At 36.8% G+C, this 26,884-nt stretch carries 29 protein-coding genes; 13 read left to right on the top strand and 16 right to left on the bottom strand.

The window, feature by feature from the left end:
• Window positions 1–68: 68 nt before the first annotated feature.
• A complete protein-coding gene (locus tag EHQ59_RS04035; protein ID WP_135617858.1) occupies window positions 69–749 on the bottom strand; it encodes an SH3 domain-containing protein in 681 nt (226 codons plus the stop codon).
• A gap of 37 nt (window positions 750–786) precedes the next feature.
• Window positions 787–1,134, bottom strand: coding sequence for a hypothetical protein (locus EHQ59_RS04040; RefSeq protein ID WP_425270114.1), 348 nt, complete (start codon window positions 1,132–1,134; stop codon window positions 787–789).
• 71 nt (window positions 1,135–1,205) lie between these two features.
• Here EHQ59_RS04040 and EHQ59_RS04045 point away from each other — a divergent pair, with 71 nt between their 5' ends.
• The 3 genes from EHQ59_RS04045 to EHQ59_RS04055 all read left to right on the top strand — a co-directional run bounded on the left by EHQ59_RS04045 (window position 1,206) and on the right by EHQ59_RS04055 (window position 3,738).
• Window positions 1,206–2,612 carry an aspartate ammonia-lyase gene (locus EHQ59_RS04045; protein WP_135617860.1) on the top strand — a complete coding sequence of 469 codons (1,407 nt, stop codon included), beginning with the start codon at window positions 1,206–1,208 and terminating at the stop codon, window positions 2,610–2,612.
• 62 nt (window positions 2,613–2,674) lie between these two features.
• Complete coding sequence (locus EHQ59_RS04050; RefSeq protein WP_135617861.1) at window positions 2,675–3,052, top strand: response regulator; 378 nt, start codon at window positions 2,675–2,677, stop codon at window positions 3,050–3,052.
• 59 nt (window positions 3,053–3,111) lie between these two features.
• Complete coding sequence (locus tag EHQ59_RS04055) at window positions 3,112–3,738, top strand: lytic transglycosylase domain-containing protein (protein WP_135617862.1); 627 nt, start codon at window positions 3,112–3,114, stop codon at window positions 3,736–3,738.
• A 24-nt stretch (window positions 3,739–3,762) separates the two neighbouring features.
• Here the strand turns inward: EHQ59_RS04055 and EHQ59_RS04060 are convergent, their stop codons facing one another.
• Window positions 3,763–5,094, bottom strand: a complete 1,332-nt coding sequence (locus EHQ59_RS04060; RefSeq protein ID WP_135617863.1) for a hypothetical protein — start codon at window positions 5,092–5,094, stop codon at window positions 3,763–3,765.
• A gap of 101 nt (window positions 5,095–5,195) precedes the next feature.
• Between EHQ59_RS04060 and EHQ59_RS04065 the strand changes: the two genes are divergently transcribed.
• Window positions 5,196–7,214, top strand: coding sequence for a protein meaA (locus EHQ59_RS04065; protein ID WP_135617864.1), 2,019 nt, complete (start codon window positions 5,196–5,198; stop codon window positions 7,212–7,214).
• A 95-nt stretch (window positions 7,215–7,309) separates the two neighbouring features.
• Window positions 7,310–8,314 (top strand): P-loop NTPase family protein, encoded by a 1,005-nt coding sequence (locus EHQ59_RS04070; RefSeq protein ID WP_135617950.1) that lies wholly within the window; start codon window positions 7,310–7,312, stop codon window positions 8,312–8,314.
• 7 nt (window positions 8,315–8,321) lie between these two features.
• Here EHQ59_RS04070 and EHQ59_RS04075 read toward each other — a convergent pair whose 3' ends face one another.
• From EHQ59_RS04075 to EHQ59_RS04105, 7 genes are all read right to left on the bottom strand, one after another.
• Window positions 8,322–8,747: an acyl-CoA thioesterase gene (locus tag EHQ59_RS04075; RefSeq protein ID WP_135617865.1), complete on the bottom strand. Its 426-nt coding sequence runs from the start codon at window positions 8,745–8,747 to the stop codon at window positions 8,322–8,324.
• Entirely contained in the window at window positions 8,748–10,388 is a 1,641-nt protein-coding gene (locus tag EHQ59_RS04080) for a glycerol-3-phosphate dehydrogenase/oxidase (protein WP_135617866.1), read from the bottom strand.
• Window positions 10,389–10,392: 4 nt separating this feature from the next.
• Window positions 10,393–11,319: a diacylglycerol/lipid kinase family protein gene (locus EHQ59_RS04085; RefSeq protein ID WP_135617867.1), complete on the bottom strand. Its 927-nt coding sequence runs from the start codon at window positions 11,317–11,319 to the stop codon at window positions 10,393–10,395.
• Window positions 11,319–11,960 (bottom strand): TetR/AcrR family transcriptional regulator, encoded by a 642-nt coding sequence (locus EHQ59_RS04090; RefSeq protein ID WP_135617868.1) that lies wholly within the window; start codon window positions 11,958–11,960, stop codon window positions 11,319–11,321. The genes EHQ59_RS04085 and EHQ59_RS04090 overlap by 1 nt, the downstream gene beginning before the upstream one ends.
• A complete protein-coding gene (locus EHQ59_RS04095; protein ID WP_135617869.1) occupies window positions 11,960–13,576 on the bottom strand; it encodes an FAD-binding oxidoreductase in 1,617 nt (538 codons plus the stop codon). Before EHQ59_RS04095 ends, EHQ59_RS04090 begins: the two co-directional genes overlap by 1 nt.
• A gap of 81 nt (window positions 13,577–13,657) precedes the next feature.
• The gene (locus EHQ59_RS04100) at window positions 13,658–14,110 is read right to left on the bottom strand and encodes a VanZ family protein (protein ID WP_135617870.1); all 453 of its coding nucleotides are present in this window, start codon (window positions 14,108–14,110) and stop codon (window positions 13,658–13,660) included.
• A 41-nt stretch (window positions 14,111–14,151) separates the two neighbouring features.
• Complete coding sequence (locus tag EHQ59_RS04105; protein WP_004788037.1) at window positions 14,152–14,457, bottom strand: HU family DNA-binding protein; 306 nt, start codon at window positions 14,455–14,457, stop codon at window positions 14,152–14,154.
• A 177-nt stretch (window positions 14,458–14,634) separates the two neighbouring features.
• Between EHQ59_RS04105 and EHQ59_RS04110 the strand changes: the two genes are divergently transcribed.
• Window positions 14,635–15,912, top strand: a complete 1,278-nt coding sequence (locus EHQ59_RS04110) for an STAS domain-containing protein (RefSeq protein ID WP_135617871.1) — start codon at window positions 14,635–14,637, stop codon at window positions 15,910–15,912.
• Between the two features lie 457 nt (window positions 15,913–16,369).
• On the opposite strand, the gene EHQ59_RS04120 is transcribed toward EHQ59_RS04110, so the two are convergent.
• Window positions 16,370–16,897: a hypothetical protein gene (locus EHQ59_RS04120; RefSeq protein ID WP_135617873.1), complete on the bottom strand. Its 528-nt coding sequence runs from the start codon at window positions 16,895–16,897 to the stop codon at window positions 16,370–16,372.
• Between the two features lie 87 nt (window positions 16,898–16,984).
• Between EHQ59_RS04120 and EHQ59_RS04125 the strand changes: the two genes are divergently transcribed.
• Together EHQ59_RS04125 and EHQ59_RS04130 are read left to right on the top strand one after the other, a co-directional pair.
• Window positions 16,985–18,487: an HDOD domain-containing protein gene (locus EHQ59_RS04125; protein ID WP_135617874.1), complete on the top strand. Its 1,503-nt coding sequence runs from the start codon at window positions 16,985–16,987 to the stop codon at window positions 18,485–18,487.
• A 2-nt stretch (window positions 18,488–18,489) separates the two neighbouring features.
• Complete coding sequence (locus EHQ59_RS04130) at window positions 18,490–18,741, top strand: hypothetical protein (RefSeq protein WP_135617875.1); 252 nt, start codon at window positions 18,490–18,492, stop codon at window positions 18,739–18,741.
• Between the two features lie 10 nt (window positions 18,742–18,751).
• Here EHQ59_RS04130 and EHQ59_RS04135 read toward each other — a convergent pair whose 3' ends face one another.
• Window positions 18,752–19,183, bottom strand: coding sequence for a Crp/Fnr family transcriptional regulator (locus EHQ59_RS04135; RefSeq protein ID WP_135617876.1), 432 nt, complete (start codon window positions 19,181–19,183; stop codon window positions 18,752–18,754).
• Between the two features lie 110 nt (window positions 19,184–19,293).
• Between EHQ59_RS04135 and EHQ59_RS04140 the strand changes: the two genes are divergently transcribed.
• A complete protein-coding gene (locus tag EHQ59_RS04140; RefSeq protein ID WP_167481374.1) occupies window positions 19,294–20,364 on the top strand; it encodes an acyltransferase in 1,071 nt (356 codons plus the stop codon).
• Here EHQ59_RS04140 and EHQ59_RS04145 read toward each other — a convergent pair.
• From EHQ59_RS04145 to EHQ59_RS04160, 4 genes are read right to left on the bottom strand one after another with little or no spacing between them, the layout of a single operon-like run.
• A complete protein-coding gene (locus EHQ59_RS04145; RefSeq protein ID WP_135617878.1) occupies window positions 20,315–20,917 on the bottom strand; it encodes an NADPH-dependent FMN reductase in 603 nt (200 codons plus the stop codon). The genes EHQ59_RS04140 and EHQ59_RS04145 overlap by 50 nt on opposite strands.
• Window positions 20,914–21,567, bottom strand: coding sequence for a DUF1569 domain-containing protein (locus EHQ59_RS04150; protein ID WP_135617879.1), 654 nt, complete (start codon window positions 21,565–21,567; stop codon window positions 20,914–20,916). Before EHQ59_RS04150 ends, EHQ59_RS04145 begins: the two co-directional genes overlap by 4 nt.
• A 7-nt stretch (window positions 21,568–21,574) precedes the next feature.
• Complete coding sequence (locus tag EHQ59_RS04155; RefSeq protein WP_135617880.1) at window positions 21,575–22,285, bottom strand: ParB/RepB/Spo0J family partition protein; 711 nt, start codon at window positions 22,283–22,285, stop codon at window positions 21,575–21,577.
• A complete protein-coding gene (locus EHQ59_RS04160) occupies window positions 22,269–23,195 on the bottom strand; it encodes a ParA family protein (RefSeq protein WP_135617881.1) in 927 nt (308 codons plus the stop codon). Before EHQ59_RS04160 ends, EHQ59_RS04155 begins: the two co-directional genes overlap by 17 nt.
• A 248-nt stretch (window positions 23,196–23,443) precedes the next feature.
• Here EHQ59_RS04160 and EHQ59_RS04165 point away from each other — a divergent pair, with 248 nt between their 5' ends.
• From EHQ59_RS04165 to EHQ59_RS04180, 4 genes are read left to right on the top strand one after another with little or no spacing between them, the layout of a single operon-like run.
• A complete protein-coding gene (locus tag EHQ59_RS04165) occupies window positions 23,444–24,445 on the top strand; it encodes a putative porin (RefSeq protein ID WP_244245376.1) in 1,002 nt (333 codons plus the stop codon).
• Window positions 24,432–25,106 carry a M48 family metallopeptidase gene (locus EHQ59_RS04170; protein WP_135617883.1) on the top strand — a complete coding sequence of 225 codons (675 nt, stop codon included), beginning with the start codon at window positions 24,432–24,434 and terminating at the stop codon, window positions 25,104–25,106. Before EHQ59_RS04165 ends, EHQ59_RS04170 begins: the two co-directional genes overlap by 14 nt.
• Window positions 25,107–25,580, top strand: coding sequence for a low molecular weight protein-tyrosine-phosphatase (locus EHQ59_RS04175; RefSeq protein ID WP_135617884.1), 474 nt, complete (start codon window positions 25,107–25,109; stop codon window positions 25,578–25,580).
• A complete protein-coding gene (locus EHQ59_RS04180; RefSeq protein ID WP_425270117.1) occupies window positions 25,580–26,854 on the top strand; it encodes an NAD(P)/FAD-dependent oxidoreductase in 1,275 nt (424 codons plus the stop codon). Before EHQ59_RS04175 ends, EHQ59_RS04180 begins: the two co-directional genes overlap by 1 nt.
• The last annotated feature ends 30 nt before the right edge of the window (window positions 26,855–26,884 follow it).

Raw genomic sequence — 26,884 nt, forward strand, 5'->3', positions numbered from 1 at the left:
ACCTAATCTAATTTTCCCTGATTTACCATTCAAGAAAAATCTGTGTTTTCATTTGGATTTAACAAGCATCAATCGCCAACAACAAAGATGGAAAGAACCCACTTGTCTTTCCGTTTTTCAAAAAAGGCTCTGTAGTCAAGAGGACTACGAATGAAACGATCACACACAAATCCAGCTTTCCCTTGTGGAGTGCAGATTTTTTTCCAATTACAATTACTTTCCTTTTCCATCCGTCTTCCATCTAAGTCATCTGCTTCGGAACGCACAATTTGGTAACTGAGTAAACCAAGAGATTTAGAATCCTTCGAGGCATCCTCTCTTACATTCACATTTTTGCCAATGATGAGGTAATGGGAAAAAGGATCATAGTCACTGGGAAAGGTTTCAAAAAAATAAGGGGCTACCATCTGACCTTCTTGGTTTTGGCGAAACCCAAGTTGGATGGTGTCTGTTAATAAATTCCAAAAGTCAGATTCATTTGGTTTGTCAGTGAGTTGAAACGATTTTAAGAAATCTTTTTTCCCTGACTCAGGTCCAAAACTAAAATGAATATCTGAGTCAATGATCGCTTCCAAACCCTTTCTATCTTTCGATTTTAATACCTTTTGTAATTTGGTTTTGAATTCCAAAAAACTTTTGTCTTTCGAGGAATGGTCGATAGGTGGTAACGATTTGGAAACAAATGGTTCACAAGGCAAAAGAACCATGGGTGAAAAAAAGAAACAAAGAATTAGAATGAATTTCCACATAAAACTTGCAATAAATTTACAAAAAGAAAAAGAAGAATCAATTCTTTTTCGAAACGTTTGGTAAAGAATTACATTGTTTGGACAAACCTAAATTTTCTTTGATATCATCTAGAGATCGTTTTTTTCGTTTGAGTTCACAAACTTTCAAAAACAATTCACTATATTCTTTATCTAGTTTTTCGCCCTCTTCATCTTCTTCTGTGAGGACAAGTTTGGCAATTTCGGTACAGGATCGTTCTGAATCAGGAAGCAATTGGTAAATGGTATTTACTGTTTCTTCTTTTTGTTTGCAAGTGGTTTGGGAAATTTCCTTTTCATTTCCAAAAAGGAACAAGGGAAGATAAAATACAAGAATGAGAAACGAGGGAAAAAGGATTTTCTTCATGCAGAACATAAATCTTCTTCCCATTTCCATTTGGTCGAGTATCTTTCGTCTTTACTTGGAGAATTTCTGAAATGAAACAGGCAAAGATGCGCACGGAACATGACCTACTTGGGGAAAGAGAAATCCCGAGTGATGCTTATTGGGGGATCCATACCTTACGCGCATTGGAAAATTACCCCATCACTGGAAAAACCATCGGCACCTATCCTGATCTTGTGTATGCCCTCGCCCATATCAAAAAAGCCTCTGCCAAAGCGAACCTCCAACTAAGCCTTCTTTCCGAGGAAAAAACAAAATTCATCATACAGGCATGTGATCGAATTTTGGCAGGTGAATTTCATTCCGAATTTGTTGTGGATGTGATCCAAGGTGGTGCAGGAACTTCTACCAATATGAATGCCAATGAAGTGATTACAAACATTGCTTTGGAACTGGCAAATCGGTCCAAAGGTGACTATCAATTCCTCCACCCTTTGAACGACGTAAACATGTCACAAAGTACAAATGATGTGTACCCTTCCTCCATCAAATTAGCCGCAGTTTTTTCCATTCGTGGATTACTTTCCGCTTTAGAAAGTTTACAATTGTCGTTTCGTAAAAAATCAGAAGAATTCAAAGATATACTAAAAATAGGAAGAACCCAACTTCAAGATGCGGTTCCTATGACCCTTGGCCAAGAATTTTCAACTTACGACGTTATGTTAGGCGAAGATATCTCTCGCTTAAAAGAAGCAACGTCTCTCATTGGTGAAATTAATTTGGGAGCCACCGCCATTGGAACAGGAATCAATACGGACATTCGTTATTCGAAAATTGTCACGGACATCCTTGCCAAACAAACTGGATTTGATCTCAATGCAGCACCTAATTTGATTGAAGCCACACAAGACACAGGTGCTTTTGTTCAACTTTCAGGAGTTTTAAAACGGATCGCAACCAAACTCTCAAAAGTTTGTAATGACTTACGATTATTGTCGAGTGGGCCTCAAGGTGGTTTTAATGAAATTAATCTTCCAGCAAAAGCAGCAGGTTCTTCCATCATGCCAGGAAAAGTGAATCCAATCATTCCAGAAGTGGTCAATCAAATTGCTTATGAAGTGATTGGGAATGATATTACCATTACCATGGCAGCAGAAGCAGGGCAATTACAACTCAATGCATTTGAACCCATTATTGCTCATAGTTTATTCAAAAGTATTGAACACCTAACAGCTGGTTGCAAAACATTGGAACTCAATTGTGTAAAGGGCATTACTGCTAATAAAGAATTGTTGGAATCCAGAGTCAAAACTTCTGCAGGCCTTGCGACTGCTCTCAATCCTTATATCGGATACGAAAATGCTACCCTTGTTGCAAAACGAGCCTTAGCTGAGAATCGATCCGTTGAATCCATAGTTTTAGAACTTGGTTTATTAGAGGAAAAAAAATTAAAAGAAATCCTGAGACCAGAAATTCTGACATCACCTCACTCTCTTTAATTGAAGTTTAATGGTTGCATCATTTCAGAATATCTGCATATTCTTGATACAATCGCTATTATATGAAAAAGATTTCTAAGGTATTTCTGATTGAAGACGATTTGGTCACTACGTTTCTAATCAAAACCTTAATGGAAAAATTTTCTTTTGCTTCTGAAATCATCACTTTTTCAAATGGCGATGTAGCTCTGCACACCTTACAAAATTCCGAGACCTATCCAGATTTACTATTTTTAGATTTGAATATGCCAGTGATGGACGGTTGGCAATTCCTAGAAGAGATTCAAAACCGCAGTCCACTTTCAAACATCCCCACGTACATTCTCACCTCTTCCATTGATCCCCTAGACCGTTCACGGAGTACCCAGTTCCCCAATGTCAAAGGGTACTTGGTGAAACCTTTGAGTTGGAAGGACTTACAATCCATCCAAGAAGGATAAAATTTAAAGAGACATAATTTTTTTCTTCAGTTTTCCCCATTACTTCCGAAGAGAAATATGTGAGACTTTCTGATATCCCTTCTGTTTCTTCTGTCCTTTCCCGAATGGATTCGCTTTCGCAAATGACAAAGGATCCGAGAACCCTTGTCTCTTTTCCTGACCTTTTGGAAAAGGAATGGAACCGCCAAAATGGAAACTACGATAGCAAAACCTCACAACCCATCCCAAAAGACTCGATCCAACTCCCCTTTCCCGAATCGAGAGAACCCTTAAGTGGAAAAGAGCAATTGGGCAAAACGACGAGTGGTTCTCTTTTAGAAACCATAGAGTCCATTGCAGAAGCACAAGGAATGGATCCAAATTTGGTAAAAGCAATGGTGAAAGCAGAATCCGGTTTCAAACCGAAAGCGGTTTCCCCAAAAGGTGCGATGGGACTCATGCAACTCATGCCAGATACGGCCGAAAGCCTTGGTGTAAAAGACCCATTTGATCCGGAAGAGAACGTCCAAGGTGGTGTGAAGTTTCTGAAAGGACTGATGAAGGAATTCAAAGATCCAGAACAAGCAATCGCGGCTTACAACGCTGGCCCTGGAGCCGTAAAACGATACAAAGGGATTCCTCCTTACGAGGAAACCAAACAATATGTTTCGAAAGTAAAACGGTTTTACAAAGACTTCAGTTCCTAATTAAGAACTGATCAGAAACAAGAATTAATAAAAACTCAAATACCCAAACTTTTTCTGTAATCCTGCCGTATATTCGTCAAACGGACGTTTTGCGGGAATTGCCAACCAAGCATCTTCCACTTTTTTAGAAATAAAACTCAAATTTTTTTCGGATTTGATTCGGTCAGATGTGATTTTTTGGAAAAGAACATCATCTTCACTAAGTGGAACAATGCCTATGGATCGATTGGCTTTGCGGAAAAGACCCGATTTCTGTACGAGTTGGATGTCTTGGTTCCAAATTCCTTCCACATACAAAAATGATTTTTCAGAAACAGTTGTTTCTTTGTTGTATTTGGTTTTGGTTCCTGTTTGGAAATACAAAGCATACGAAAATTCTTTTGGTAGGTAAATTGGATCTGATTTTAAAATCAAAGCTTGCCCAAAAGATTTGGTTAGATTTTTGGTTTGGATTTCCCAAGGTTCTACTGCACCAGTTCGTAAGTCTTTGATGATAAAATAAACAGAAACTAAAATTGCAATACCTAACACAATGGAGGCGGTAATCGTATTGAGTTCTTTTTCCGTTTTTAATAAGATATGACCGATCCCAATGGTTAACATCGGCAATAAAATCTTAAGTGAAGTTTCATACCAGTTTTTGAATAAAAAGGAAACGGAACCTTCGCCAAAAAAATCAGAATACGAAAAGTAAAGTAATGATAAAAGAAAAAATGTGAGATACCCAAGCAGGAATAAAAAAGGCACATTTTTCTTTTTATAAAATACAGATGTTTTTTGTGCTGCCTTTCTGGATCCTCGTATTCCTGTGAAGATGACAAAAAATGTAAATCCCAAATAGAACATGATGAAACTGGAGAAAAAAGCAAGAAGTGTGAACGTGGGGAAAATCAGTAAGTCCGTCATCTTCTCCAAACGGAATGTCAAAAAAACGAGCAAAAGAAAGACGAGGCATAATGTTTCGGTAAAGTAAGATGTGGGGAACCCATAAGAAAAGGGAAGAAACGCAGCCAAATAAACAACGAAATAGTGATTTCGTTTCCATTCTCCGTTTCGAAGTAACAATAGAAACAAATGCAAAAACAAACTATAAAATAAACCAGCTAACGCGATGAAGGATGGAATGTAGTTTGAGCCAAAGATTTTTTTCCATGTGACCACAAACCAAAATGCCAAGGGTTCTCTGGCCGAAATGAGCCCTCCCTCCTCCGTTGCCGCCTTCACATTCGCCAAAAATTCCCATTCGGTTTCTGTTGTAGGAAATGGTCTAAAATAGGAGAACAATGCATAACCCAAACTTAAGAGTAAGATGCTAAAAAAGAATGGAATTGGTGAAAAAGGTTTAGGTTCGCGCATCTTGGAAAAGGCTTAAATTGCCTAGTCCTGTATAAATTTTTAGGTGAAAATATTCCAGAAGATTTTCAATTATACATAGAAATTATAAAACGAGGCAAAGAATGTCCGCCGAAAAAAAAGATTACCTTCTCGTTGACGAGAATGGACAGGGAAAACCTGACAAACCATGGATTTTTAGGACCTATGCAGGGCACACCAACGCAAAAGCCTCCAATGAGTTGTACAGAAAGAACCTTTCTAAAGGCCAAACAGGGCTTTCCATTGCATTTGATCTACCCACACAATGTGGATATAGCTCTGACCACGAAGTTTCCAGGCCAGAGATCGGAAAAGTGGGAGTTCCCATCAACTCACTCGAAGACTTTCGTATCTTATTTGATCAAATCCCGATCGAAGAAATGAACACATCGATGACCATCAATGGAACATCCATGTGGCTCTTGTCTCTTTATGTGGCTCTTGCCGAAGAACGTAGAGTTCCTCTGGAAAAGTTAAACGGAACGACTCAAAACGACCTCATCAAGGAATACCTGGCTCGTGGGACTTACATTTATCCACCGAAAGATTCGATGAAAATCATTGTGGATATGTATGAATACTGCCTCCACAACATTCCGAAGTGGAACCCTTCTAACATCTGTTCTTATCACTTACAAGAAGCAGGTGCAACACCTGTTCAAGAGCTCTCCTTTGCTCTCGCAACTGCGATTGCGGTTCTTGACGCCATTAAAGAAAGAAACTGCTTCACATCTGATGAATTCGAACAGTGTGTAGGAAGGATTTCCTTCTTTGTGAACGCCGGGATTCGTTTTGTAGAAGAGATGTGCAAAATGCGTGCATTCTCCGAAATGTGGGAAGAAATCACAAAAGAACGTTACGGTGTCAAAACAGCAAAGTACAGAGTGTTCCGTTATGGTGTGCAAGTGAACTCACTTGGACTCACAGAAGAACAACCAGAAAACAATGCTTGGAGAATTCTCATTGAATCCTTAGGTGTCACTTTATCCAGAAATGCAAGATGCCGTGCACTTCAATTACCAGCATGGAACGAAGCACTTTCCCTTCCAAGACCTTGGGACCAACAATGGTCACTTCGTTTGCAACAAGTCCTTGCATATGAAACAGACCTATTAGAATATCCTGATATTTTTGAAGGTTCAAAAGTCATAGAAGCAAAAGTAAAAGCTCTCAAAGAAGAAGCAAAATTGGAAATCCAAAAGATTCTCGATATGGGTGGAGCACTTGTTGCCATCGAAAACGGTTATATGAAATCACAACTTGTGAAATCTCAAACCGAACGACTTTCCAAAATCAACTCTAATGAACTTGTGATCGTTGGTAAAAACAAATGGACTGACGGAATCAAATCACCACTCATGACAGACTCTGATGGTGGTATCTTCAAAGTAGATCCAAAATCAGCAGAACAAACCTTAGGTGTCTTAGCAGAAGTAAAAGGTCGTAGAAACGCTGAAGTTGCAAAAAAATCTTTAGATGAGCTAAAACAAGCTGCAAAAGAAGGAAAAAATCTAATGCCTTACTCCATCGCTTGTGCCAAAGCACTTGTCACAACTGGGGAATGGGCAGACGCTCTTCGCGAAGTGTATGGAGAATACAACCCACCTACTGGTGTAGACGGCCAAAAACTCTTCCTTTCCGACGATAAAGTGTCAACGGTTCGAGGGAAAGTAGATGCTTTCACAAAAGCACATGGCCATAGACCAAAAATCGTTGTGGGAAAACCAGGACTTGATGGTCACTCCAATGGAGCTGAAATGATTGCAGTTTCTGCAAAACACAGTGGTTTTGATGTGATTTATTCAGGGATCCGACTTTCTCCTGAAGAAATCGTTCAGTCTGCTGTAGAAGAAAATGCCAATGTCATTGGACTATCCATTCTTTCTGGTTCTCATAAAGAAATCGCAAAACAACTGTTTGATGAATTGGCTCACTACAAAGCAAATATCCCAGTTGTGATTGGTGGGATCATCCCAGAATCCGATTTTGAAGAACTGAAAAAAATGGGAATCCGAGAAATCTTCACACCAAAAGATTATGATTTGATGTCGATTATGAATAAAATCATCGATATCATTTCTACGGAACCTGCACTCGTTTAATTTCGAGTTCCTATTTACCTCCACTCGGATCGTTTCTTGTCTGCAGTGGAGGGATTTCACCCTTTACTCACTACTTTTATACTATGGCAAACTCATTGATGGATTCCACTGAAACACTATCCCAACTGGTTTCCGAGGCACTACTCGGCGAAAAATTCCCAATTGCCAAAATCATCTCTAAAATTGAAACCGAAAACAATTTAGAATTTCGAAAGTCTTTATTCAATGAATTAGATTCCCAAGTTCCTAATAAAAAAGATGGTTTAACCATCGGAATCACAGGAACCCCTGGCGCCGGCAAATCTTCGTTACTTGGGGAACTATGCCGCTTGTTCTTAAACTTTGCACCAGACAAAAAAATGGCCATTGTTGCCATTGATCCTTCTTCCAATGTAAGTGGTGGTTCCATTCTAGGTGATAGGACACGTGTCACTCTTCCTAGGCGTGACACAAGAATTTATTTTCGATCGCAACCTTCCCAACTGGAGTTAGGTGGACTCAATCCATATACCTACCATGTGATCCGTTTCTTACGAAAAATTTTTGATTATGTATTCATCGAAACTGTAGGGATTGGCCAAAACGAAATTTCCGTTTCTCTCATTTCTGATATCTCCTTTCTTGTAATGCAACCTCTTGGCGGTGATCAGGTTCAATTTATGAAATCTGGAATCATGGAAGTGCCAGAAGCGTTTATCATCAATAAATGTGATGAAGAGTCATTAGCGAATTCCAGTTATTATATGTTAGAGTCTACATTGGAATTCATCAAAGACATTCTCCCAGACCAATCACTTCCTCCTATTTTCAAAACTTCTGTTGTCAAAAAAAAAGGAGTGGAAGAGCTACTGACTTATATCCTTTCTTATCCAAAACGGAAAGATAAAAATACAGAAACCATCACACAACTCATGCAATGGATTCGTAGCGAATATGGTCGATTTGGAATTGGGATTTGGGAAAAAATGGAATCCAAATCATGGAACCAAGCAGTTCGTCTGAATTCACTCGGAGGAATTCACAAACTCAATTATGAAACGGAAGAATCAAAATTTGTTTCGCTGATCCAAAAAAAACTGATTCAAGAATCAAATCATTAGAGACTTGTTATTTAGATATAACGTTTAAAAACACTTCGGGAATGGAACAGGCTTTTCGTAAATCGTAATCAAAAAACACAATGGCTGTTTTTGCACGAGCAATCTCTTTTCCATCTTTTTTGTGGGTGATCACATACACCATATCAAAAGATTTTTTTGATACTTGATCCACATACATTTGGATGTTCATATCATCTGGGAAAAATGCTTCTGATTTGTACACAATGGCAACATCAGAAACCACAATCCCCTTCCCATCTACATTGATTTCTGTCCATCCATGCGAATGAAAAAACCGTGCTCGGCACTCATGAGTCAGCGTAAGGATTGCATCATGAGCCAAGTGGCCAGCAAAATTAATGTCCGATATCCGAACACTTAATGAAGTTTCAAATACTAAATGCTCTGGGATATCGATACTAATTCTTGGCATTTAATCTACAAACCACTCGTAACGTGCGTCCACTTTTTTAGATTCTTCTTTTTGACGTTCCACACTCCATCCTAATAGTTTCGCAATTTTTTTGTCTAGTCGCGTACGTTCTGATTGGTCTAGTTTACCAACAGTACCTACACCAGACCTTCTAAAATAAAAATCAGTTAAATGATGAATGTCTTCTTGGAACACAATGTATTCCACTTCATCTTCGTAATACACTTCCCCATTAGGAATGCGATACGTATCAATACCCTTCCCTTGTAAGATCTTCCAAGTGGTACTGCCATATCGTCTCACTAATGTTTCAATTTTTTCACCTGGAATATGCGGATATTTAAATTGAATTTCATTTACTAACTCTTTTAGATTTTGGTATCTTCCACCAAGTAATGGCGTGAATTTTGTGGCAGAAGGAGTTTCTTGTCCTTTGGTAAATACATCAATCTCATTGACCAAACTTTCGGCCACTGCTCTGCTTGTTGTATACTTTCCACCTAAAGCGGAAAAAAATCCAGGAAAGCCTTCTTTTTCATAATGCAAAATTTCGGATTTACGTGATGCAGAATAAGTTCCTTCCGTACTACCTGGGTCTTCCACAAGTGGCCGCAATCCACCATAATAATAATCTACATCCTTTAACGTCAATTTTGCGAATCCAAAACTAAAATTGACTTCATCAATCAAATCAACAATTTCTGATTGTTTTACTTTAAATTTGTCTGGATCATCTTCATATGCAGTGTCAGTTGTGCCTATGATAGTTTTTCCTCGCCAAGGGATAACAAACAAATGAGAACCGTCACGTTTTGATAAAACCACACACTCATTTCCGCAAATATTGCGAACAACAGCATGAATCCCTTTGGAACGGACTAATTTTTTTTCGGCGGAAATCCCAGCCATAGATTCGATGACATCTGCCCAAGGACCAGCAGAGTTCACAACTACCTTGGCAGAAACTAAAATCTTTTTGCCTGTGATTTCATCTGTTAGTCCAACCGTATAACCACCGCTATTTTGTTTTTTCAAAGTGGTGACAGATAAATAGTTAAATGCGTGTGCCCCTTTTTCTTTTGCAGACAAAATAAATTCAGTTGTGTGTTTTTCGGGATTGGGATTGGCATAATCGTAGTATTGGAAACTTCCTTGTAAGGATTTTCTACTAAGACCAATGACTTTATAAATAGTTTCTGCTAAAGTATTCCATCGATACTTAGGAAGTTGTACATCAGGATCAATCTCTTTGTTTCTATCAAACGATAGAAGATTGTACAATTCCATCCCTAAGAAGAGTTGGATCCTTTGAAATAAGGATCGAATTGGTATGATAAAACCCATAGGTCGAACAGCATGAGGAGATATTTTAGCCAAATACCTTCTTTCCGATAATGATTCCCTGACTAAACCAAATTCAAAATTTTTTAAATAACGGAGTCCACCGTGTATGAGTTTGGATGTAGCTTGGCTTGTTCCAGAAGCATAATCATTCTTCTCTGCTAATAAACAATTATATCCTCGTAAGGTTGCATCCCATAAAATATTGGCACCGGTGATCCCACCGCCAATGATGAGGATATCATATTCTTTTTTAAGGTGGTTTAATCGCACATTTTCTTGTTTGGTGCTATGTTTCATATAATTAACATTTTATTGGTAAAACTTTTGGCAAAACTTTGAACTTAGCCGGGAGTTTCCCCATATTTTCTCCATCTACATCAATGAATACGTCTTCGTCTGATTCTGCAGTTAGTTCCGTGATTTGTTTGGAAATTACCTTGGCATCATCTGATAATTTTCCACGGTAAAGGTTCCCAAATTTTCGGAGAGTTTCAAATACAGAAACATTTTGTATGGCCAAAAGATCCATTTTTCCATCATCTAACTTTGCCTTGGGGGCAAACCACATCCCACCACCAGCAAACTCACCATTGGCACAAACGATCAATCTACATAAGTTGGTGATTTTTTCAAACTTCGAAAGAGTAAGCGTGATTTTTTTATTGGTATATGAGAAAAGACAAACTACCGTATAAAGTAAAAAAACAGCTTTGCCCCCTATAAATCTGCCTAACTTTGATTTGTTCACTCGGTAAACAACCTCACCTCCCATACCAAAATCAGCTAAATTCAAACACAAATATTTTCCTTGTGATTGATCTACCTTTGTATAAGTAACATCAATTAAATCGATATTACGTTCTTTTCCGTTTAACGCTTGTTCCAAAGCCTTAATTGGATTTTTGGGAACTTTAACAGTTTTAATAAAGTCATTCCCTCTTCCTGCAGGGATTGGGCTAAAGATCACATCTTTATGAAAGATTTTCCCGTTTTCAATCAGTCCATTGATGATATTGGAAAAGGTGCCATCTCCACCTATCCCTACAATCCAGTGATATCCTTGTTTGACAGCTTCTTTGGCAATGTCTTTGGCGGCCTTTTCTTTTGTAGTAGCTTCATAAGAATATGGGATCCCTTTTTCAATTAGAACTGGTTCTACTTTTTTCCATACTTTTGCGGAAAGCCCACCACCAGAAACTGGATTTAATATCACCTTCATCTTTCTCATCATGTTTCTCCTTTGTTTCCGCCTGAAAATAATCCAAAAAATAAAACATGTTCAATGGTATCTAGATATGCTTTTTCGCTTTTAATTTCGTTTTGAAAATGGCCATCTAAAATCACTTCCACTGCACCACGTATCATACCCCAAGCAACAGCAACGTTAGGATAAGTTCCTCGAGAATTAATTAAATTCTCTTGTTTTGCTTGTTTGTATATTTTTTCTAACAAAGACAACCTGTTGGTTCTTTCATCCGTCAACATCTTACGCATGTCTTCTGAAACATTTTGAATGTTAAGGTTCACTCCACATTGTTTTGCAACAATGTACATATGTTTATCACCCAAACAATGATCGATATAAGCTCGAATGGCACGCCTGGACATCTCAATTGCAGTTTTCTCTTCCAATGCCATTTCTAAACGTTTCCGCAACCGAACATAATCCTCGTATTGGATGCGAGCCATCAAATCATCTTTACTTTTGAAATGGAGATAAATAGTTCCACGACCAATTTCTAAATGTTTGGCGATGTCATCCATCTTAACTAAAGATGGATGTTTTGTGCGAAAGAGTTCAATCGCACAATCTAGAATGTCATCTTCTCTTTTCGCAAATTCTCTTTTTTTCCGTTCCGAAACACCCATTATTTTAATCCTAACAGTCCACCTGGATTCATAATTCCTTTCGGATCAAAAGTTTTTTTCAGAGAAGATAAAATTCGAAGTCCTTCCTTCCCTACTTCCTTTTCCATCCATGGTGACAACATCCTACCAATCCCATGATGGTGAGACAAGGATCCTCCATTTTCATGGATGTGATCTATGATTCCTTTATGGAATTTGATAAAATTTGACTCTTCATGTTTCTCACTCATCGGACTAATAAAAATAAAGTACAAATTGGCACCATTTTCATATGCATGTGAGATATGAACCATACAGGAAGTATTCTCAAAACTTTTGATATAACCTCTAGTATTTTCCCATAATGTATGAAGGTTTGACCAACTAACGGCTGTCTCAAGTGTATCAATTCGAATCCCTTCATCCATCAAATAATCACGAAGGTAGGCACTCGAATACCTTTGGTGTAACCATTTATTCACAGGTGATTCCCCTGTTGAAAAACCACCTTTTCGTTTTGCGATTTTTTTAATTTTTTTAAAGACTTCTTTTGTATAAGAAGGATCACCATCAATGATAATATGCATGAGGGATCTTTGCATTGGTTTATAACCAATGAATCGTAAAAATAAATCTTCCTTTCCACCGTGTAGACCACTCATATGAAAAGATATGTCCGTTTCTTCTGGATCTTGTATGCGAAAGAAATGGGGTTTTCCAAATCCTCCTTGCATCACTTCACGCATCGTCTCCACGGCGTTTTCAAAGTTTTTAAAGATAAAAGATCCCTTTGCCGAATTTTCCGCATGGTATTTTCGGATTTTCAAAGTAGCTTTTGTGATCACTCCAAAACTACCTTCTGTTCCAAGAAACAATCGAAAAAGATCAGGACCAATAGATGCAGCAGGGTATGCTTTTGATTCAAATTTACCTGTAGGAGTAATTGCCATTAGGCTAAGTAAAATATCTTCAATTTTTCCATATCCAGTGGAAGCTTGTCCTGCCCCTTTTGCCGCAATCCAACCACCTACAGTAGAAAATTCAAAGGACTGAGGGAAATGACCACAGGTATACCCTCTTTCATTTAAATGTTTTTCAAGCTCTGGTCCATATACACCGGCTTCAACAGTGACAGTTGAATCGATCGCATTGAATTCAAGAATTCGATTGAGTCGGGACAAATCGAGAGAGATTCCACCTTTTGGGGCTTGTAAAGCTTTTGTAACTGTTGACCCAGCACCAAAGGGAATCACTGGGATTTTATTGGCATTGGCTAACGCGATAATCTCTTCTATTTCTTTTTCAGTCTTCGGTGAAACAACAACATCAACAACATCATTTACTTCACCAAACCTTGCTTTATAGATCTCTGTGTAAAATTTTCCAATCGAATGCCTTGCGCGGCTTACATCATCTAACGTTACATGGGTGTTCCCAACAATTTTTTTGAGTTTGGAAATGATGTTAGAATTTAGTTTCGATTTTTTTAAAGGCTTTAAAGGAAGTTCTCCTTTGGGAAGAGATGATTTAAATTCTTTTGTTACCGGGAATTGATTGTTTAAAAAATCTAACGTGTGTGAGGGGAGTTTTTCTTCCACTTCAGGAGATCCCCATTTATAAATGTTACGAGTTTGCATAGTGGTAACCAAAAATCCTTATTTGCTCCAATTTTTGAACCAAGTTCACAAATTGACAACTAAAAAATATTTTGCCCCGATTTAACCTCGTAACTCTTTGAAGTATTCGGCTCGGACCGAGGTCAAAAACTCTATACTTAGAGTGGTTCCAAATAATAAAGATAAGGTTTCTCGTAACACTTCGTCCAAGTCAAAACCCGTTAACAACCATTCAATGAGTTCAAAAGTGATATCAAGAGACGGATTCGGATTCGAAGGAGTTTTGCCTTTTGCAATATTGATTAGAAGTTTTGGGATTTCAGATGTTCGATTCTCTGCGATTAAGTTTCGAATCTCAGTAGGATAAGAAACCATTAACTTTTGTTTAATGGCGTTTGGTGTAAATACTAACTGTTCTTCTTTTAAATCTAGAGAAAGTAAAAGATGATCTTTTAAATTTTTTTCCGAATGATGGCTTTCTTGCCAAACAAAAAGAATCTTTTCGCCAACAAGAGAGTCTTCAAACGGTAGAAAAGGATATGGTTTTTTATCCATACGATACCCAGGCGGTAGCCCTCCTGGGGGAATAACAGTGATTATTTTTTAGGTGGGACAACCGCATCTTTGCAAGTTTTGGAAAGAGTAAATTTCACAACTGTTTTTGCAGGAATGACAATCGCTTCCCCAGTCGCTGGGTTTCTTCCCTTACGTTTTGGACGATTCCGTTTAACCAATTTACCAAGTCCAGGAATGACAAACGCGCCATTTTTCTTAGTTTCTTTGTATGCGAGTTCAACAAAAGAGTCGAGGAATGCTGCTACATTCTTTTTGGTCATACCAGTTGTTTCAGCTAATTCACTTAGCATTTCGGACTTTTTCATTGGGGTAGGAGTTGTTGCCATACTTTGATTTTCCTCTAAACCATTTAACGGTTACACATTATTTACAAAACTACCTGTTTTGGTACAAGATTAAATTGATTTTGGATACAATTTTTCTTAGAATTTCCTAAGAAAAACGCGGTTTTTTGAAAAAAACCTTTATTTCCCTAAGGAAAATGGGAATTTCTTCCAAAACTCATGGCTTCTCTCAAATACAAGAAGATCGTTGTCGTATTCAAACGCACTAAATACGAATTGGATTTGGAAACTTATGGTTCCATCCAATCCTATAAAGAAGTCACAAAACAGAATCCTGAAGTATTCCAAAGAACATGGGAATCTCACGAAAGGCAAATTCGATCCCGTGATCATCTAAAAAAACATGTATTCCCAAATGCTGACTTTGTCTTTCGCGAAGATTTTGATCCAGAAGGTGGATCGGAATATGACTTGGTTGTCGCACATGGTGGGGACAATCACTTCACTTATGTGGCTCACTTAGTAGGAAATACTCATTTAATCGGTTGTAATTCCGATCCAGATTCCTCCGTTGGTGCTTTACTTGGGTTTACTGCAGAAGAATTAGGCGAAGCAGTTCGAACCAATTTTAAACAAACGAAAGTGGAATCTTGGTCTTTACTGGATACAGAAATCATTTATCCCAACGGAACCAAACTGAGAACCGTGCCTGCTGTTTGTGAACTTTCCATTCGTAATAATAGCCCGGACTTAACGTCACGCTTTTGGATTTCCTATTTGGACAAAAAAGAAGAACAAAAATGTTCTGGATTACTTGTATATACGGGTGCTGGTTCCACTGGATGGATTAGTTCTTGTTTCCCTAAAAAATTCCCTCCCTTTTCCAAACATGAGCCATTTTTTCATATATATTCCAGAGAAATTCGGGTCAAATCACGAGAAACAGAGTTTTCCTTGGCAGATTTTAGGGCTTTGGATCAAGTGGAAGTTATTTCCGAAATGAATGGTGGTTTGGCCGTGGATTCTCTCACTGAGAGGCATTATCCGTTTCCACCATATGCAAAAGCGATGATTCGTTTATCGCCTGAGAAATTATTTGTAGTTGTTCCACTAAAGAGAGGGGAATCCATGCAGGACTTACCATACGAAATAGAACAAAAACGCATCAATGGAACTGTCATCGTTCAAATTAAAGGACGAATGGAATCAGGTCCTCTTGACCGCATAACACAAACCATCCTGGATGAAATGGTGGGTGCAGACCGTAAACATCTGATCTTAGATTTTTCTGAACTTCGTTACATTTCCAGTTTAGGAATTCGAATGATTTTAGATGTAAAGATGAACCTTCAGAAGCGAAATAAAGAAATGGCTTTAGTGGGTGTCACAAGCTCTATTTTACAAGTATTCCATCTTTTGGGTTTATCTAATGCGTTCCAATTTTACCCAGATAGAGAAGAAGCACTAAAGTCTTTTGAGGAGCCATCTAATTCCTAGATGACTCCGCGAATTTCCGTTTGGATTTCCAACTCGGTTTTCGTTTCCTTTTTGGTTCTATCTATATTTTATTCCGTAGTTCACTTTGAGAACCTCACTCTTCGCGAAGAATCAACCAAACTTGTAGATGAAAGCAATAGAAGTTTTGCTAGGGTTCAAGAATTATCCAGGATCAAAAATCAGTTCCCAATTGCTTACCAATGCCACTATAGTTTTGGTTTGAGCAATGGCTCTCTGTTTGAATCCACAGAAAAAATTCCCTATTCCATCTATAAAAAACTGAGATTAGGTGATTCGATTCAAATTTATAAAAAAGAGATTTGGATTTTAGGTAAAAGGACGGCAATATCTAGAATTATGGGGAATGATGAGCCACTCCCCTTACTTGAGAACTTAGAAAAATATTTTAAGTATAGTTTTTTTTATTTCCTCGTCCTAACAGTTGTTTTTCTTACTCTTAGGGTTTCGGGATGGTTATTTCGAATTTATCCTTCCCAGCAAAAACCAACTGAGACTGGCGTGATTGTTGTAAATAATTCTCCGGATTCACATCAAAAGTAACAAAACACATATATTTATCATACTTAACCACATACATAAACTCCATATAGTTTAAGTGAGTGTTTTGAGTCATAAATCCTCGTAACCATTTACTCTCACGGTAAACTCTTTCGTATTGAATATTGGTTGCATCGATTTTTTTAATCGATTCTTGGGATTCTTTTGAGTAGTCACGACTCATAATTTCTTTTTTGAGCGTCTTAATCAAGTTATACTCAAGTTTTGCTTTATTAGGTGGTAAATTTTCTGGACGTGTTTTATAGTAGTACTCGAATAACTCTTTATCTTGGCCTTCTTTGGCATCGTGATTGTCTTGGTTCACGTCGGTGGGAGTTGTTTGCTGTTTTGTGTCCTGAGCAGAGATTGAAACAACTGCTAAACTGAACACAAGGGTAATTAGAAGGGATTTTTTCGAGAGTTCCATACTGATTATTATCGGTTTTTTTGAGTCATTTTCAAAATAAAATTTTCGGTTTTCAAAAAGAGAAACAAGGTTCAAAACAGTTTTATCATGGCGATTCCCCCACTCATGACATTCCAGGAGGACTTCCTATCTGGGAAATTGATCACCAAAGAATACGTTCACTTTTCGGAGATTGACTGTCCCGAATTGGACGTGTGGATTGGTCGTGTGGTGAGGAGCATTTCATTAGAATTCCTCCACGAAATCCTATTTACCATTTTAAGTGAACTTCTGGTCAATGGCTGTAAGGCAAATGGGAAACGAGTTTTTTTCTCCGAACAAGGGTTAGACTTATGGAATGAAAAGGACTATGCCAAGGGGATTGCCTTATACAAAGACGAATTTGGTCACAATCGCAAACGAGTTTTTTTATCCCTAGAGAAATCGAATTTTCACATCTCACTCAGCACCAAGTTCCAAGAGGATTTTATAGAGTTCCGTGTGCGAAACAATGCAAAAATCCTACCTGAAGAAAAAAACAGAATCCTGAGACGGGTACAAGCCTCCATCAAATATAAAAACATCAATGATGCTTACCGAGAATCGGTAGATAACGAAGAAAGTTCGGGACTTGGGATTGTACTCATCCACATACTCCTCCGAAACTCAGGCATTCCAAATCAGTTTTTTGAACTCGTCACTGAAGACGATTATACAGAAGTCATTATTCGAATCCCAAAACAATTAATTCCAAAAGAAAATCAAACTCGGATCAAAGAACTTTTGATTCGAGAAGTGAACTCCCTACCTCCTCTACCCCCTCAAATCAATAAACTGATACAGATTGCGAAAAAGAAGGATGTGACCTTCCAGGAAATTGCAACAGAAGTCGAAAAAGATCCTGCCGTCGCGGCAGAGATTATCAAAATTGCTAATTCACCTTTATTTGGGGTTCATAAATCCATAGTTTTAGTTGTGGAAGGTGTCAAACGGATTGGCCTGAAGAATTTAGAGGCAATGTTCTTAACTTTAGGTGCAAAAAGAATACTTAACTCACGTTATGCGAAGCAAATTTTAGTATGGACCCATTCATTTAAAGCTTCCATGTATGTGAAATTCCTTTTGGAAGAAAAACGAAAACATATACAATTATTAGAAACAGCAACAATCGCAGCCCTTTTACATGATATAGGTAGGATGGTTTTACTCTCTCTTGACCTAAGTCAGGTGAACCAAATCCGAGTACTCAGAAGTGATGACAGCACCGAAATTTCGGAATGGGTTGAAGAATATACAGTGGGAACAACACATTCTGAACTAGGATATTTGATTTCCGAAAAATGGAATTTCCCAGAGGAAATTTTAGATGTCATCCGTTTCCATCATAAACCATGGCAGTGTAAATCCAGAAACAATATCCTTTGCCAAATCATCTACTTAGCTGACATTCTGGCAAATATTGGGAAAGGTAAGGGTAATTATTTTACAGTCGAACCAGAAGTATTGGATTATTTCGAAATCCATTCAGAAAAAGAATTCCGAGAAATGCAAGATCGGTTTAAACTGAAATTTGAGGAACATAGAGAAGAGTATCAGAATCTCTTTATTTAATTATGGAATGGAAAGAATTACTCAATTTAGAGGATAAAGATTTAGAAAACCCAGATCTCGCAAATGAATTCAATTTAGTAGGTCATCCCGAATATCCTTTTATTTCTAATTTGCCACCAGAAGAAACCTTAGAAATTTTAAAGGAATTTGTTATGGCAGAAGGCCATCAGGTCAATATTAAGAATCTTTTGAGTTATGCACCTATTTTAGAAATTACTTTGGTTAAAAAAAATCTCCCTTCCATTTATGGGTAAACAAATCGGTTTACCCCGCGTTTCCCACATCAGTTTTTAAATCACTTCCTAGTTCCGTACTAAATTCAATCTTTTTCGCGACAGCTTTTTCCATACTGCTAATAAGTAACTCATTGGTTTTTGCCAATCGATCTGCCATAATAGACACCATTTTAGCTGCAAACTTAGGGTTCTTTACTAAAAAATTCTCTAGTTGTTGTTTACTTTCGATCACAGCCAACTCACAAGTTGTAATGGTTCTTGCCGTGGCACTTCTAGGATTCGAACTGAATAATGCCATCTCACCAAAAAAGTCCCCAGGTTTCATTAAAGCAAGTCTCGTTTGACTATTGTTCACAGTGAAAAAGATTTCCACATTCCCTTGCAAAATGATGTACATAGCATTATTCAACTCCCCTTCTTTGAAGATCCTTTGGTTCGGCGGAATGTTGAGTTTGCTCATAATATGGTGACTCCTATATCTATTTTTGGCTTTTTTGTCTAAAATCTGAATTCATTTTCCTTTTCTCTCTGAAATATAAAAAGAAAATGTTCCAAAAGGACGTTTGTAATATGGAATGGGAACTTTTAGGGATCATACTGGCAGGGCTAGCTTCACTTACGCATTATTTTTTTAAAATTCCTGTCGATTTCCCTTCACCAAGTAATTTAAAAGACAATCGAGAGATCCGTTTTGATATCTTACGCGGTTTTGCAATGATTGGAATTGTGATGATTCACATTCATTCCTATTTCCAATTTTTCCATCCAAAAGATCATCTGGTAATCCATAGCACATTATTTTTGTCTAATATTTCAAGATTTTCAGTTCCCATCTTTATTTTGACATCTGCGATTTTTCTGAAGAAAAAAAGTGGTTATTGGAAATCCAAATTAAACCATTTGGTTTTACCTTATTTTATTTTTTCAATTTTTGGATACTTGATCAAATATCAAAATTACAGTTTTTCGGAATTCACTTTCTTTTTCCTCTTTGGAAAAGTGTTCACACCTTTTTATTTTGTACCTCTTCTTATACAATTTTATATTTTATTTTATGTTCTGAATTCAGTCTTCATTCGAGAAACATGGAATTTTTGGATCCTACTACTTTCATTTGTCATCAATTTGGTTTCTAATTTAGGGTATTTAGATCCAATCCTTCCAAATGTTTATCATTCTATCTCAATCTTCAATTACCTATTTTTCTTTGTTTTAGGCATTTCGATTGTTCAAAGGAAATCATCCGTTCAGAACTCAAATCAAAACACAAACTTCATATTATTTGTGTTTTTCCTCGTAGTTGTTGTCCTAATGATTCTTTTTAGTTATTTATTAGAAATTGATTTTAAAAACCACCATCTCTTCTATCCAATTTTTATGATGATGTTTGTGTGGATCCATTTACATAATTTTCGACCAAAAATCGCGAAAATTCTTAGTTATATAGGAAACCATAGTCTTTATATATTTTTGTTACACCCATTCATCATTCATTTTATGCATAGCTTTGATCCTTATATTTTTGGCGGACCAATATTGGGTTATATCATAACTCTGCTATTGAATGTTGGACTTCCAGTTCTGATTTCTTCTATAGTCCAAAAGGGTAAGATTTTATATCAATCACACCACTTTTCCTAATAGAAACAAATGCTTTAGCGTATTCAATTAGTACGTTCAATACATAGTGCAAACGGCCCCGTATGTACTCATCGTCCTTTGAGACGGGAGATTCTTCATTTAATATGTTTTCCACATGTCTGACGATTACATGGTCAGGTATGTATACAATTCTAGTATTTTTGTAGCTAGACATTCTTAATTCGGCATTTGGGTAACTGCCACCCATACCACTAGAAACCGTTATGATTAAACCTGGCTTATGGGAAATATCTCCACCAGATAAATACAAAAAGAAATTTTTTAATGCAGGGCTTGCCATTCCCGCATATTCAGGAGAAACAAAGATGTATGCTTCCGATTCTGCTAAACCTTTGCTATATTCTAACCAAAACTTTTTTAAATCAGAATCCTTTTCCCACATAGATGGGTCCCAAAGAGGTAAAGGTTGGTTTCCTAAATCAAAAAGGTTTATCTCTATTCCTTTTGATTCTAGAATTTTAGATAAAAAATTTGCAACTTTTAATGATTGTGAATTCTTTCTATGACTTCCAGCAATGATAGAAATTTTCATTTAGGCCCTCCCCCCTGGTTTTTATTACCTTTGTAGTGTGACTTTTTTTTATTTTTCCACTTTCTACTATTATGGCCACTAGGTTTGGTATCCCCTCTATCCTCTTTTTTATTTTGCTGGTGTTGATGATTATGTTGCTTTTTTTCAGAAAAGTTTTTCTCTTTTTTGTTTTCGCGGTCTTTTAAAAATCTTAATTTTTCATCACCAAACAGTTGTATGTAACCAAAAAGATATGTTGCTAGAATGCTATGCACTCTTTCCCACTGTTTTTTGTCCAACTCACCAAACACTTGATGTTCTGCAAATGGACCTGAATGTAATTTAAAAGCAGTTAATGAAGTTTTTAACCTCAGCTGGGCAGCTTCAGAATCGCCCAAATCTTTAGGAGGGAATCCAGGAATTTGATTTGCTTTGGTATAATTTCCTGTGGAAATCAATTTGGCAAATTTGTATTTACCTAATAGTTTATTTACAGCAGATCTCTTTTTATTGTAACTAATTCCTTGAATTGATAACTCAATGGATTCTGCTAAAAAATCAAAAATTTGAGATAACGTAATATCTGACTTTTGTTTTTTTTCACATGTAAGTATAATTGATAATTCTCTTTCGATATCATCTATTGTTTTTAATTTCAAACTTGATTTCATTTTCCCTCTATTCGCTGATACCGTATTTTTTCTTAAGAGAAGCTAAATCCTTTAAAAAACTCTCTCTTAATTTTCCACTTAGTTTCCCGACGTTTATACTAATTTTATTTTGACTTAAACTATTTCGGGGTGAAACGATTTCACCCCCCCTATTCTCTTTTTTCTTCAGCAATTCTTCTAAATTTTTAACAGATAGAGGTTTTCCGCTGATAATCAATTCCATTACCGACTTTTGATCCAAACGAGCAATACTACTTAATTGTTTTACATACCTTTCGCTGTATCCTAATAAAACCGAAACTTCATCCGCCGTTTTCTTCTTTTCCTTTCTCAAGTATTGAATTGCCTTCCCTACTTCCCAAGGATTTAAATTTTTTCTCTTTTCATTTTCCGCTAATGACATCTCGTAACAGACATCTTCATTTGCATCAGTAATGATTGCAGGTATTTCTTTCCAACCCAATTTAAGAGCTGCACGATAACGCCTCTCCCCCGCAACGATCAAATATTTTCCTTTTTCTTTCCTGACTAAAATTGGTTCAATTAAACCTAACCTTTCCATAGAAGGCAATAAATCAGAAGTATCTTCCCTTCCTATCAATCTAGGTTGTGTAGGATTTGGAAAAATTTGATTTAACTCTAAATGAGAAGGGTTCTTTTTTTTCTCAGAATAAGCGGAGATTAAATCGAGAGCTTGGAATTCAGTTTTTTTCGACATTGATTTTTTCCTTCACTTCGGTGGCTAGTTCTCGAAAGTTTTTCATAGTGGTGAGATCTATTTTTGCCAAAAAACTCATCCTTGCCTGCGCTTGCGGAATGGACTCTCTTCTTTGGATTACGGTTTCAAATACTGGAAAATACTTTTTCACACCTTCTGCCAATCCAGCGAGAGCCTTTTGACCTTCAAACTGATTTAATACAGCACCAAGCAATTTTAATCTTTGGTTTGCTTTCCTTTGGATTTTTTGAATCGTTTCATGTAGATCCCTAATCCCCTGGAGACTAAAAGCCCTAGTTTGGATTGGAACCAGTATATAGTCTGCACAAATCAATGCATTTTCTAAAATTAATCCTAACGAAGGCGGGCAATCTATAATGATATATTCATAACTGGATCGAATCGGCAAAATAGCTTCCTTCAATAATTCAAAGTCATCTCGTTCGTAAGGTGTAGTTAAATTAGCAAGTTCCAATGTGGAAGGTAATAAATCGAAATTCTCCGAAACATTTTTAATGATCGGCATAATGTCTTTTGGTTTTTTGCCCCGATATCCCAAATAATCCATGATGGAAGGTACATCATCGTTTAAGAAAAGTTGAGTAGCATTTGCTTGAGGATCCCAATCAATTAACAAAACTTTATGATTTTCTGCTAGTGCTTCAGCCAAATAAAGACTAATGGTTGTTTTCCCTTCCCCACCCTTTTGATTTGAAACTGCAATTACACTGCTATCATATCCTTCAGAAATATTGGCCTCAAAATATTTTGCTAGGATTGACTTTTTAAATTCCCCTGTTTTCCAACCTGGAATTTTAAGTTCAGTTACTTTTTTCTGAAAGTCAACGGGGTTAAGGCCTACAAACTTTGAAGCCTCTTCCAGATCAAAAACTGCATCCAATTTACTCATAAACTTTCTTTACCCTCGCGGTTCACAGACCTATTGTCAATTTAATTATGTCTCTTAGGGGTGAAATCATTTCACCCCCAGTAACGTGGGAACTGCCAGGGAATCTAACACTGAAAATGATACAATCCCACCAAATTACGAATTTACAACATTTAGGTAATCTGGAACCTAAGTTGGTGCCAGAATTTTCCAGATTTTTCGTTTTTTGCATTCTTCTATTCCTTCTGAATCGACCACTATTCTCTGAAATGATTTGGGGACCATCCATAGAAAAATCAGGTGGCGAGTATATATTTGAAACAGGCAACAAATTCCCGAACTTATCAGGTATTAGAGGTGGTTCACGAATATCTTTCCCTAGAACATTTACTTTATTCGGAATTCAAGGAATCTATACAAAAGACAAATGGGAAATTAATGGGAAACTAAAAACAACTGGTTGGAATCAAAAATCGGGAGAAGCCCGAGATGAAGACTTCCTTTTAGGAACTATCTCTACAGAAAACACAACCAATATTGCAACAAGGGAATGGAGTTACCGAGACTCAGCTACGGTTTATTCTGGAAGTCGCAATTTTGCTGATGGTAAAGGAAAATCTACTCTCGTTGAGAATCGAATCGAACTCTACGGCAGATATTATTTCCAAGATGCAAATCCAGATTATTGGAAAGAAGGATCCGGATTTTTCTTATCTACAGGAGCAAGGTATTCATACTTTAAATATCTTTTTTACGACGTAAATCAATTCATTGAAACAACTCCAGTATTCTATGCTCCCATTGGAATCGGATTAAGTTTTTCAAATGACTTATGGGAAGTTTTTTATGGAGGTGGTTACCGTTATTCGAAGGGAGACGTTTATTTTGACATTAATTTTATGCCATCGATTGGTAGAATCAAAACAAGAGATTTCCATATCCAAAGAAATATCAATTTCTTCTCTGACAACTATGGATTTGGCTGGTCATCCAAATTGGAAATTGGATACAAATTTGATTCAAATTGGCTCAGTTATTTTCGGCTGAATCATAGGCGTTTTTTTTCAGAAGGAAGATTTACTTCTCAAGGAGGACTAAACGCAGCAGACCTTTCATCCAACCTTGTTTCAGGATTTAAATCACACATCAATATCAAGGACTTCTCGTTAGAAATCGGTGTTTTAAACAAAATCAATTGGGAAAATAATTCAAATCCAGAGTCAGTAACACCCAATGTAAAACAAAAAATAGAGAGTAATGAAACCAATTAACATCGAAAGAAAAGTAAGCAAAGGTAGAAATTTATCCTTAACGGTATATCATAATGGACGCGTCGTATTAAAACATCCATCTTCTTATCCGAAACACCAAATCGACAATTTTTTAAATGAAAAAATAGATTGGATTCAAGACAAACTCAAAAAAATCCCGAAAGACATTCCAAATAAACTGAACTTTGAACCGGGAGAAACCATTCCCATATTTGGTGAAATGTTTTCAATTTCACTAAATGAAAAGGAAAGTTTTTGGGATCCGAATCAAGCATTCTTCATCCAACCTTTTAAAACTGAATTGAAGCGACAAAAAAATGCAAAACTGATTCTCAAATCAATTTTACTCAAAAAAATTACACCAATCATTGAGAAATATGAATCAAATCTAAAAACGAAGGTTACAAAAGTTTCTATTAAACCTATGAGATCTCTTTGGGGAAGTTGTAATTTTAAAAATGCAATCTCTATCAATTTGAGTTTGGTTCATTGTCCAAATTTTGTGGTAGAATATATCGTTCTTCACGAAATTGCCCATACCTTACAGCACAATCACTCAAAAAAGTTTTGGGATATCATTAAATCACAGGATCCAAATTACAAACTAGCAGAAAAATGGTTAAAAGAAACAGGGAAAAAATACATCCACTACTTAAATTAAATGAAAGATAAAATCAAAGTTTTGTTCATCTGTTTGGGAAATATTTGCAGATCACCAGCAGCAAAAGGTGCATTCCAAAATTTAGTAAAACAAAAAAACTTGGAATCTAAATTTGTAATCGATTCATGTGGAACTTCAGGGTATCACGATGGCGAACTACCTGACCCTAGAACAAGAAAAGTAGCCCTCAAACGAGGAATCCAACTTACTCATCGTTCTAGAAAATTAAAACCAAGTGATTTTGATGAATTTGATTATCTACTTGTTATGGATGATAATAACTTTCGAGAAGTAATCAGTCTAATAAAAGAGGAAACAATCAAAAACAAAGTTTTTAAATTTGCAAGTTTTCGAACTGATGATGGACCTGATATTGTTCCAGATCCATATTATGGAACTGAAAAAGATTTTGAGTCAGTTCAAAATTTGGTCGAGGATTGTTCCGATGGATTTCTCAAATACTTAGGAGTATGATTGTGTCCAAACAAAAGAAAAAAGTAGTGATCATCGGAGCAGGTTTTGGTGGATTACAAGTAATCAAAACTCTCGCAAATCAAAAGGAATATGAGATTCTTGTTGTAGATAAAAAAAACCACCATTTATTCCAACCACTTTTATACCAAGTAGCAACTGCTGTTTTGTCACCAGCTGATATTGCAATTCCAACAAGATCAATCACAACGAAATACAAAAATGTCAAAATCCTATTCGGTGATGTTTCAGATATTAACTTTCAGAAAAAGGAAATCGTATTTCAGAATAATACAGAATCTTATGATTATTTGATAATTGCAACTGGAGCTAAAACAAGTTATTTTGGAAATGCACATTGGGAAAACAAAACATTAGGTTTAAAGAACTTAAGAGATGCTTTATCCATCCGAAGACAAATCTTATTATCCTTTGAACAAGCAGAACTGATTGGAGACTATGAAAAATCCAAAAGTTTAATGCATTATGTGATCATCGGAGGAGGACCAACTGGAGTCGAACTTGCAGGTTCCATTGCAGAACTTTCACATAATATCATCCGAAAAGATTTCCGAAACATTGACTCTGGAATGACGAAAGTTACACTGATAGAGGCAGGTCCCAGGATATTAAATGCTTTTAGTGAGTCATCAAGCCAATTCACAAAATTAAAATTGGAAAGTAGGGGAGTGGAAGTGTTAACCAATTCTCCTGTATTGGACATTACAGACTCAGGAGTAAAATTAAAAGATCGTTTCATAGAATCAAAAACAGTTATCTGGGCAGCAGGTGTGGAAGGATCAAACCTTGCCAAAAAATTACCACTTAACAAAGACAAGGCGAACAAAATTATCGTAGATGAATATTGCAGAACTTTAGAATACCAAGACGTTTTTGTTATTGGTGATGCAGCCAATTTTAGCAAAGGTCTAACTAAACCTTTACCGGGAGTTTCACCTGTTGCCATGCAACAGGGTCGTTATGTTGGTAAATTCATCCAATCGCAAGAGAAGCAAAAACAAATGGCGCCATTCCAATATTTTGATAAAGGCAATATGGCAACGATTGGGCGAACAGATGCAGTTGCAGAATTTGGAATTTTTAAATTAAAGGGAATTTTAGGTTGGTTAGGTTGGCTATTTGTTCACTTGGTTTATCAAGTTGGGTTTAAGAATAAGGTGAGCACTTTACTCAGCTGGGTTTGGAGTTATCTTACTTTTCGAGCCGGCTCTCGGCTCATCCAGGAAGAAGTCCAAGACCTTTCAGTTCGACCTTAAATTAAACTGATTCTTTTTAGATTCTGAAAT

The sequence above is a fragment of the Leptospira kemamanensis genome, assembly GCF_004769665.1.
Classification (GTDB): Bacteria; Spirochaetota; Leptospiria; order Leptospirales; family Leptospiraceae; genus Leptospira_A; species Leptospira_A kemamanensis.

What these genes read in the sequence shown, in the direction of transcription:
- EHQ59_RS04135 (WP_135617876.1), bottom strand. Translation starts at nt 19,183, where the DNA reads ATGAGCAAACTCAACATTCCGCCGAACCAAAGGATCTTCAAAGAAGGG.
- EHQ59_RS04035 (WP_135617858.1), bottom strand. Translation starts at nt 749, where the DNA reads ATGTGGAAATTCATTCTAATTCTTTGTTTCTTTTTTTCACCCATGGTT.
- EHQ59_RS04140 (WP_167481374.1), top strand. Translation starts at nt 19,294, where the DNA reads ATGGAATGGGAACTTTTAGGGATCATACTGGCAGGGCTAGCTTCACTT.
- EHQ59_RS04130 (WP_135617875.1), top strand. Translation starts at nt 18,490, where the DNA reads ATGGAATGGAAAGAATTACTCAATTTAGAGGATAAAGATTTAGAAAAC.
- EHQ59_RS04165 (WP_244245376.1), top strand. Translation starts at nt 23,444, where the DNA reads ATGATTTGGGGACCATCCATAGAAAAATCAGGTGGCGAGTATATATTT.
- EHQ59_RS04060 (WP_135617863.1), bottom strand. Translation starts at nt 5,094, where the DNA reads ATGCGCGAACCTAAACCTTTTTCACCAATTCCATTCTTTTTTAGCATC.
- EHQ59_RS04125 (WP_135617874.1), top strand. Translation starts at nt 16,985, where the DNA reads ATGGCGATTCCCCCACTCATGACATTCCAGGAGGACTTCCTATCTGGG.
- EHQ59_RS04160 (WP_135617881.1), bottom strand. Translation starts at nt 23,195, where the DNA reads ATGAGTAAATTGGATGCAGTTTTTGATCTGGAAGAGGCTTCAAAGTTT.
- EHQ59_RS04095 (WP_135617869.1), bottom strand. Translation starts at nt 13,576, where the DNA reads ATGCAAACTCGTAACATTTATAAATGGGGATCTCCTGAAGTGGAAGAA.
- EHQ59_RS04170 (WP_135617883.1), top strand. Translation starts at nt 24,432, where the DNA reads ATGAAACCAATTAACATCGAAAGAAAAGTAAGCAAAGGTAGAAATTTA.
- EHQ59_RS04150 (WP_135617879.1), bottom strand. Translation starts at nt 21,567, where the DNA reads ATGAAATCAAGTTTGAAATTAAAAACAATAGATGATATCGAAAGAGAA.
- EHQ59_RS04085 (WP_135617867.1), bottom strand. Translation starts at nt 11,319, where the DNA reads ATGAGAAAGATGAAGGTGATATTAAATCCAGTTTCTGGTGGTGGGCTT.
- EHQ59_RS04175 (WP_135617884.1), top strand. Translation starts at nt 25,107, where the DNA reads ATGAAAGATAAAATCAAAGTTTTGTTCATCTGTTTGGGAAATATTTGC.
- EHQ59_RS04080 (WP_135617866.1), bottom strand. Translation starts at nt 10,388, where the DNA reads ATGAAACATAGCACCAAACAAGAAAATGTGCGATTAAACCACCTTAAA.
- EHQ59_RS04105 (WP_004788037.1), bottom strand. Translation starts at nt 14,457, where the DNA reads ATGGCAACAACTCCTACCCCAATGAAAAAGTCCGAAATGCTAAGTGAA.
- EHQ59_RS04100 (WP_135617870.1), bottom strand. Translation starts at nt 14,110, where the DNA reads ATGGATAAAAAACCATATCCTTTTCTACCGTTTGAAGACTCTCTTGTT.
- EHQ59_RS04040 (WP_425270114.1), bottom strand. Translation starts at nt 1,134, where the DNA reads ATGAAGAAAATCCTTTTTCCCTCGTTTCTCATTCTTGTATTTTATCTT.
- EHQ59_RS04155 (WP_135617880.1), bottom strand. Translation starts at nt 22,285, where the DNA reads ATGTCGAAAAAAACTGAATTCCAAGCTCTCGATTTAATCTCCGCTTAT.
- EHQ59_RS04120 (WP_135617873.1), bottom strand. Translation starts at nt 16,897, where the DNA reads ATGGAACTCTCGAAAAAATCCCTTCTAATTACCCTTGTGTTCAGTTTA.
- EHQ59_RS04145 (WP_135617878.1), bottom strand. Translation starts at nt 20,917, where the DNA reads ATGAAAATTTCTATCATTGCTGGAAGTCATAGAAAGAATTCACAATCA.
- EHQ59_RS04090 (WP_135617868.1), bottom strand. Translation starts at nt 11,960, where the DNA reads ATGGGTGTTTCGGAACGGAAAAAAAGAGAATTTGCGAAAAGAGAAGAT.
- EHQ59_RS04065 (WP_135617864.1), top strand. Translation starts at nt 5,196, where the DNA reads ATGTCCGCCGAAAAAAAAGATTACCTTCTCGTTGACGAGAATGGACAG.
- EHQ59_RS04075 (WP_135617865.1), bottom strand. Translation starts at nt 8,747, where the DNA reads ATGCCAAGAATTAGTATCGATATCCCAGAGCATTTAGTATTTGAAACT.
- EHQ59_RS04050 (WP_135617861.1), top strand. Translation starts at nt 2,675, where the DNA reads ATGAAAAAGATTTCTAAGGTATTTCTGATTGAAGACGATTTGGTCACT.
- EHQ59_RS04110 (WP_135617871.1), top strand. Translation starts at nt 14,635, where the DNA reads ATGGCTTCTCTCAAATACAAGAAGATCGTTGTCGTATTCAAACGCACT.
- EHQ59_RS04045 (WP_135617860.1), top strand. Translation starts at nt 1,206, where the DNA reads ATGAAACAGGCAAAGATGCGCACGGAACATGACCTACTTGGGGAAAGA.